Source organism: Cupriavidus sp. 01L46 (assembly GCF_056399905.1).
Window position 1 is genome coordinate 1 of sequence record NZ_JBFTSF010000304.1, and the last position, 6,932, is coordinate 6,932.

At 65.7% G+C, this 6,932-nt stretch carries 6 protein-coding genes and 1 pseudogene; 3 read left to right on the plus strand and 4 right to left on the minus strand.

The window, feature by feature from the left end; genetic code table 11:
- A pseudogene (locus AC1DS3_RS32390) lies at positions 1 to 89 on the minus strand (trehalose-phosphatase); the annotation flags it as partial.
- A 242-nt stretch (positions 90 to 331) separates the two neighbouring features.
- On the opposite strand from AC1DS3_RS32390, the gene ilvA reads away from it, so the two are divergent.
- Together ilvA and queF are read left to right on the plus strand one after the other, a co-directional pair.
- A complete protein-coding gene (gene ilvA, locus AC1DS3_RS32395; RefSeq protein ID WP_477128763.1) occupies positions 332 to 1,858 on the plus strand; it encodes a threonine ammonia-lyase, biosynthetic in 1,527 nt (508 codons plus the stop codon).
- A 15-nt stretch (positions 1,859 to 1,873) separates the two neighbouring features.
- A complete protein-coding gene (queF, locus tag AC1DS3_RS32400; RefSeq protein WP_477128764.1) occupies positions 1,874 to 2,707 on the plus strand; it encodes an NADPH-dependent 7-cyano-7-deazaguanine reductase QueF in 834 nt (277 codons plus the stop codon).
- 68 nt (positions 2,708 to 2,775) lie between these two features.
- Here the strand turns inward: queF and AC1DS3_RS32405 are convergent, their stop codons facing one another.
- Together AC1DS3_RS32405 and AC1DS3_RS32410 are read right to left on the minus strand one after the other, a co-directional pair.
- Positions 2,776 to 4,290 carry an amidase gene (locus AC1DS3_RS32405; protein ID WP_441632384.1) on the minus strand — a complete coding sequence of 505 codons (1,515 nt, stop codon included), beginning with the start codon at positions 4,288 to 4,290 and terminating at the stop codon, positions 2,776 to 2,778.
- A gap of 151 nt (positions 4,291 to 4,441) precedes the next feature.
- Positions 4,442 to 5,572: a substrate-binding domain-containing protein gene (locus tag AC1DS3_RS32410; RefSeq protein WP_441632382.1), complete on the minus strand. Its 1,131-nt coding sequence runs from the start codon at positions 5,570 to 5,572 to the stop codon at positions 4,442 to 4,444.
- A gap of 148 nt (positions 5,573 to 5,720) precedes the next feature.
- On the opposite strand from AC1DS3_RS32410, the gene AC1DS3_RS32415 reads away from it, so the two are divergent.
- Positions 5,721 to 6,134, plus strand: coding sequence for a MarR family winged helix-turn-helix transcriptional regulator (locus AC1DS3_RS32415; RefSeq protein ID WP_309407351.1), 414 nt, complete (start codon positions 5,721 to 5,723; stop codon positions 6,132 to 6,134).
- A 28-nt stretch (positions 6,135 to 6,162) separates the two neighbouring features.
- On the opposite strand, the gene AC1DS3_RS32420 is transcribed toward AC1DS3_RS32415, so the two are convergent.
- Positions 6,163 to 6,932, minus strand: a 770-nt coding sequence (locus AC1DS3_RS32420) for a carbohydrate porin (RefSeq protein ID WP_477128765.1), incomplete at its 5' end; no start/stop codon positions are given.

A 6,932-nucleotide genomic window follows, 5' to 3' on the forward strand; every position in this document is an offset into this window, starting at 1 on the left:
AGGTCAGGACGCGGCGCAAGGTCGGCCAGCGTACCGTCGAAATCCAGGAACAGTGCGGTGTTCGGTTCGATTAGAGGTAGGGAAGGCATTGCGTTACACCGTATCACGAGTGTTCCGGCAGCGTCCACCGGGCTTCGTCCTACAAGGTGCGCAAGCGCCCCTTGGGCGCGCCACGGCGGTGCAGGCACCGCTGCAGTGCACAACGCGCCCGGCCCACGAAGGTGAGCTTGCCTGCGCTTCGCGGCCGCCTGCGCGGGGGTGCAGCCATCGCCGCCCCCCGCCATCCATTATCATTACCGGTTTCCGCCAATCCCCGCCCCGGCTGTCCACGATGACCCGCAAACCCGATTACCTGAGAAAGATCCTGACCGCCAAGGTGTACGACGTGGCCCAGGAGACCGATCTCACCTACGCAAACCTGCTCTCCGCACGCACCGGCAACAAGGTGTGGTTCAAGCGCGAGGACACCCAGCCGGTGTTCTCGTTCAAGCTGCGCGGCGCGTACAACAAGATGGCCTCGCTGTCGCCGGAAGAGCTCAAGCGCGGCGTGATCGCCGCCTCGGCCGGCAATCACGCGCAGGGCGTGGCGCTGTCGGCCGCGCGCCTAAAGTGCAAGGCGCTGATCGCGATGCCGGTCACCACCCCGCAGGTGAAGATCGACGCGGTACGCGAGCGCGGCGGCGAGTGGGTGGAAATCGTGTTGCACGGCGACTCGTACAGCGACGCCTACAACCACGCCGCGGTGCTGGAGAAAAAGCACAAGCTGACTTTCATCCACCCTTTCGACGATCCCGAAGTCATCGCCGGCCAAGGCACCATCGCCATGGAAATCCTGCGCCAGCACCCAGGCCCGCTGCATGCGGTGTTCGTGGCGATCGGCGGTGGCGGCCTGATCTCCGGCATCGCGTCGTACATCAAGGCCGTGCGSCCGGAGATCAAGGTGATYGGCGTGCAGACCKTSGACTCSGACGCGATGAAGCGCTCGGTGGACGCMGGCAAGCGCGTGGAACTCAAGGAAGTGGGCCTGTTCTCGGACGGCACCGCCGTGAAGCTGGTCGGCAAGGAAACCTTCCGCATCACACGCGAGCTGGTCGACGAGATCATCCTGGTGGACACCGACGCCATCTGCGCCGGGCTCAAGGACGTGTTTCAGGACACCCGCAGCATCCTGGAGCCGGCCGGCGCCATGGCCGTGGCCGGCCTGAAGCTCTACGCCGAGCGCGAGAAGCTCAAGGGCCAGCATCTGGTGGCCATTGCCTGCGGCGCGAACATGAACTTCGACCGCCTGCGCTTCGTGGCGGAGCGTGCCGAGGTGGGCGAGGCGCGCGAGGCGATCTTCGCGGTCAGCATCCCCGAGGAACGCGGCAGCTTCAAGCGCTTCTGCGAGCAGCTCGGCACGCGCAATGTGRCCGAGTTCAACTACCGCATCGCCGACAACAGCATGGCGCATATCTTCGTCGGCGTGCAGATTGCGAGCCGCGCGGAGAACGAGAAGATCGCCGCCGGATTCCGCCGCCACGGCTTCGATACGCTAGACCTGTCCAACGATGAGTTGGCCAAGCAGCACATCCGCTACATGGTGGGCGGGCACTCGCCGCTGGCGCATGACGAACTGCTGTACCGATTCGAGTTCCCCGAGCGGCCGGGCGCGCTGATGCGCTTCCTGTCGAGCATGAGCCCGAACTGGAATATCAGCCTGTTCCACTACCGCAACCAGGGCGGCGACACCTCCAACATCCTGGTCGGCATCCAGGTGCCCAAGAACGAGAAGCGCGCCTTCCGCGCCTTCCTCGCCACGCTGGGCTATGTACACTGGGAAGAGACCGAGAATCCCGTGTACAAGCTGTTCCTGTCCTGATCATCCGAGGCAACCATGAGCCTTCCCGAACAATCGCCGCTAGGCAAACCCTCGGCCTACAAGACCGAGTACGACCCGACGTTGCTGTTTCCGATCCCGCGCCAGCCCAAGCGCACGGAGATCGGCCTGGCGCAAGGCCGCGCGCTGCCGTTCTTCGGCGTGGACATCTGGAACGCGTACGAGCTGTCGTGGCTGAACATGAAGGGCAAGCCGCAGGTGGCGCTGGCCAGCTTCATCATTCCGGCCGACACGCCCAACATCGTCGAGTCCAAGTCGTTCAAGCTCTACCTGAATTCATTCAACCAGAGCAAGATCGCCTCGCCCGAAGCGTTGCAGCAGCTGCTGCACCACGACCTGTCCGAGGCCACCGGCGGCACGGTGCAGGTGCGCTTGGTGACCGAGGCCGATCTCGGCACGCAGAAGATGGCCGAGCTGGACGGCGTGCAGCTGGACCGGCTCGACATCGAGACCGACATCTACGAGCCGGCACCCCATTTGCTGCATGCCAGCMAGGACGAGCCGCCGGTGGAAGAAACACTGGTCTCGCACCTGCTCAAGTCCAACTGCCTGGTGACCGGCCAGCCGGACTGGGGCAGCGTGCAGATCCGCTACGTGGGCGCGCCGATCAACCAGGAAGGACTGCTCAAGTACCTGATCTCGTTCCGCAACCACAATGAGTTCCACGAGCAATGCGTGGAGCGGATCTTCACCGACGTGATGCGGCAGTGCAAGCCGGTGAAGCTGGCGGTTTATGCGCGCTATACACGGCGCGGCGGGCTGGATATCAATCCGTTCCGCACCAACTTCAACACGCCCTGGCCGGACAACCGGCGCAACGCCCGGCAGTGATGCCGTAAGCCTTGCAGCCAGCAGAGAAGGGAGAAGGCCCGGCGCGTGCGCCGGGCTTTTTTACGCCATCAGAACTTGTGCCAGTCTCCCGATTGCTCGAAGGCATGCGCGGCACGGTAGATGGTCGCCTCATCCCAATGCTTGCCCACCAGCATCAAGCCGATCGGCAGCCCGTTGCCCAGCCCGCAGGGCACGCTCATGGCCGGATGGCCGGTGGCGTCGAACGGCGCCGTATTGGCCACCATCTCGAAGGCGCGCTGAATCACTTCGGCCAGCGGCGCACCGGGCGCGGGAATCGGCTGCGGCTTCAACGGCAAGGTCGGCATCAGCAGCAGGTCATAGCGCTGCAAGGTGTCGTCATAAGCCTGTCGCAGCTGACGCGCGAGGTTCTGCGCCTTGGCATAGAAACGCCCGCCATACTGCTGCATGAAGAACTCGCCGACGAACATCGACAGCTTGAGCGAAGGCGAAAGCTGGTCCGCCTGCCCGCGCCAGCCCGCATGGCGCTCCAGCAGGCTCGTGGTGTACAGGCCCTTCCAGTTGAAGCCCATGCCGTTGCCATGCATCATCTGCGCCTGCAAGCCTTCCAGCGCGATGGGCGTCCAGATGGCGGCGCCGTCCAGATGCATGGGAATGCTGACTTCCTCCACCACCGCGCCAAGCCGCGCCAGGCGCTGGGCTCCCTCGCGTACCTTGGCATCGACATCGGCCTCGCTGTTGGCCAGGCCGAATCCTTCGCGCACCACGCCGACGCGCAAGCCGGCCACGCCCCTGCCGAGCGCCTCGGTATAGCGCTCGACCCTCGGCGCGTACTGGCGCGGGTCCAGGCCATCCGCCCCGGCGATCACTTCCAGCAGCAAGGCGTTATCGGCCACGGTGCGGGTCATCGGGCCGGTGTGGTCGATGGTGGATTCGATCGGCATGATGCCGGTATAGGGAACCAGCCCATGCGTGGGCTTCATGCCATAACAGCCCGAAAACGCGGCCGGAATGCGGATCGAGCCGCCCTGGTCGCCGCCGATCGCCATCTCCACCTCGCCCGCCCCGACCAGCGCGCCGCAGCCGGAGGACGACCCACCCGCGATATAGCCCATCCGATAGGGGTTGTGCACGGGGCCGGTGGCGTTGGTATGGCTGCCGCCAGACAGACAGAAGCATTCGCAATGCGCCTTGCCGACAATGGTGCCGCCGGCGTCGAGGATGCGCGTCACCACGGTGGCGTCGAGATCGGGGACGTAGCCTTGCAGCGTCGATGAGCCGTTCATCATCGGCACCCCGGCCAGGCAGATATTGTCCTTGAGCACGACCGAGCGCCCTGCCAGCGCGCCGCCGGCGGCCCCCTTCACTTCGGTCCTGACGTACCAGGCATTGAGGCGGTTTTCCTGGGGCGGCGGCTGATAGCCCGCGCTGCGCGGGTACTTCGGCTCGGGCAGGAAGTCAGGCAGTTCGTCAACGCGGTCGTAGGCCTGGATGCTCCCCTCCATCAAGGCGAGGTACTCGGCGCACTCGGCCTCGCTCATCGTCATGTGCAGGCTGGCGATCAGCTCGCGCATCTGGGCCTGGGTGGGGCGCTTCACGGTCATGGCGTACTCCTATGCAAGGTGGGAAAGGTGGGGAAGGCATGAGAAGAATGGCCCGCTATCCTGGGGCAGCCGTCATATTATTTTCCAAAGAAATAATTTCCAAGGAAAACATWAAGCGGCTAGGGAAAACCATGGCGACACGGCCGTGGACTCAGAGTTGCCTGACGACGTTGAAAAAGTGGCCGTTGGCCTCGGCCAGGAAGACCGGTTGCTGCACCCGTGCATTGCCGCGCCAGGACAGTCCGCGCACGCTGCGGAACACCAGCGGCGCGGTGCGCCGCGCGCGCTGCGGCGCAGCCGCCAGCGCCGCCAGAAAGTGCACGCCATCGTAGACGGACTGCCCCAGCGCATTCAACACCGGTGCCCGTTCGCCAAAGCGGCTGTGATAGCGTTCCTTGAAGGCCATGTTGGCTTCGCTGGGCAGGGCGGCGAAATAGCCGGCGGCCGCGAACAGCCCCTCGGTGTTGGCGGCCCCGATGGCAAGCAGGCCGTTTTCCTCGATGGCGCACGACAGCCGGCGCACACGCCGCTGCAGGCCCGATGCGCCGAACTCGCGGTTAAAACGCACGGCATCCTGCCCGATCAGCGAAAGCAGGACCGCATCGGGCCGCAGCATCTCGATCTCCTGCAGGACCTTGCGATAGGACGCGCAACCGTGTTCCACATAACGATCGGCCAGCACTTCCCCGCCCAGCGCCCTCAGTGCGCCGCTGGCCAGCCCGTGCGAGGCACGCGGCCAGACGCAGTCATTGCCGACGAACACCCAGCGGCGCGCGCGGTACTGGCGATACATCGCCGCCAGCGCGGGCAAGAGTTGCTGATCCGGTGTCTCGCCGATCGCGTAGACACCGGGCGCGCACTCGCCGCCTTCATAGAGCGGCGTATAGACAAACGGAATCCGTCCCCCCGTGGCGGCGCGCACGCGTGAGCGCACCGCGCTGGTATGCATGCCAACCACGGCGTCGAGTTCGCCCTCGCGCACCAGGCCGCCAAGCAAGTCGGGGATATCGCGGCACTCGTCGACGGCGTTGAACACCTGGAGGCGGATCTCCCGCCCGCGTATGCCACCCTGCCGGTTCAGTTCTTCCGCCGCGAGCTGCGCGCAGGCGCGTGCCGACGGGCCCCAGATCCCCGCGGCGCCCCGCACCGGCACTAGCAGGCCGACGTTCAGGCAATCGGCGCGGCGCGCGCCGTAGCCAGCCGGCGGTGCATCGACCAGGCAGGTCAAAGCCGGGTCGTCCGGCGCCGGGGCGCAACTGGGCTGCCGTGGTTTCCATTGCATGGCTTCGTCTCCTTGCCGGGCAGGGCGGTAACGCCGCGTCTTGTCTGCGCGCCTCGGTCCGCAAGAATAGCAAGCGAGGACAAGACCAGAAAGCTTTCCTGGGAAAGTTTTCCCGTATACTAACGCAGTGTTTCACGCAGGCCTGCCCATGAGCGATTTCGACAGCTACCTAGCCCAACTCCTGTCACGCGCCCACCTCGCCGTCCACGCCAGGCTGGAACAGGCGCTGGCGGCGGAGGGCGTACAGGTCGAACATTGGAAAGTGCTGCGGGTGCTGGCGGACGAGCAAGGGCACGCCATGGGCGAGGTGGCCCAGGCGCTGGCGATGCATCCGCCCACCCTGACCAAGCTGGTTGACCGCATGATCGGCCATGGCCTGGCCATGCGCAGCCCCGACCTGCACGACAACCGCCGCGTGCTGCTTTATGCCACCGACGATGGACTGGCACTGTCCAAGCGGCTCAATCGCCTGGTGCAGCAGCATGAGGACGGCATCGTGCGCAGCCTTGGACCCGCCAAGGCGAAGCAGCTCAGGGCATTGTTGAGCGCGCTGGGCGACTGAACCACCGGCAAGCCCCGGCCCCCGGGACTCAGAACTCCGCGTGCAGGCGCACGCCGTAGAACTTTGCCGGGCCGCGGTCGCGGTTGTAGCCAGGATTGCGGATGTACTGGAAGTCCGGGCTGATGCTCAGGTACTTGACCGGCTGGAAGCTATAGAACAGCTCAACGACCTGCTCAGGACCATAGCGCAGCGCGCCATCGCCAAGGAAAGCGCCCTGCCCGCCGGCAGCCAGGTAAGCCTGGTGCCGCGACCCCAGCATATTCACCGACAGCGCCAACCCAACCACATCGCGCGGCCGGCCCCACGCATTGCCGTTGAGCACGCCGCCGGCAGCGACCTGGCGGCCGATTTCCGTAAAGGCATAGGTCTCGGTCTTGTCATCCGACATATTGGCGCGCGCGAACACGCCGAGCGATTCGTTGACCCGCTGCATCAGCGACAATCCCGCGCCGATCTTGGCGTGCTCCTCGCGCACATTGGCCACGTCCGGCGTAGCGCCGGTGGCGGCGCCGAGTTGCGCCGCGTCGCTGAACGCGCCCATGCGCGCCTTGTTGCGCCAGAGCAGCAGGCGCGCCACGCCGGGCTGGCCGGCCAGGTTGTAGCGCTTTTCGAACTCGAGGATGTCGCCATAGTGCTTGAACATCCGCGTATCGAGTTCGAGCCCGTTGGACTCCAGCGGCTGCAAGAAGCGGCCAAGCCGCACCGACCACATGTCGCCGACGTACTCGAGCGCCACGCCCCAGTTATAGCCGCGCGCATCGGCCGGGTAGTCGAAGGAGCCGTGCGCCATGAACGACC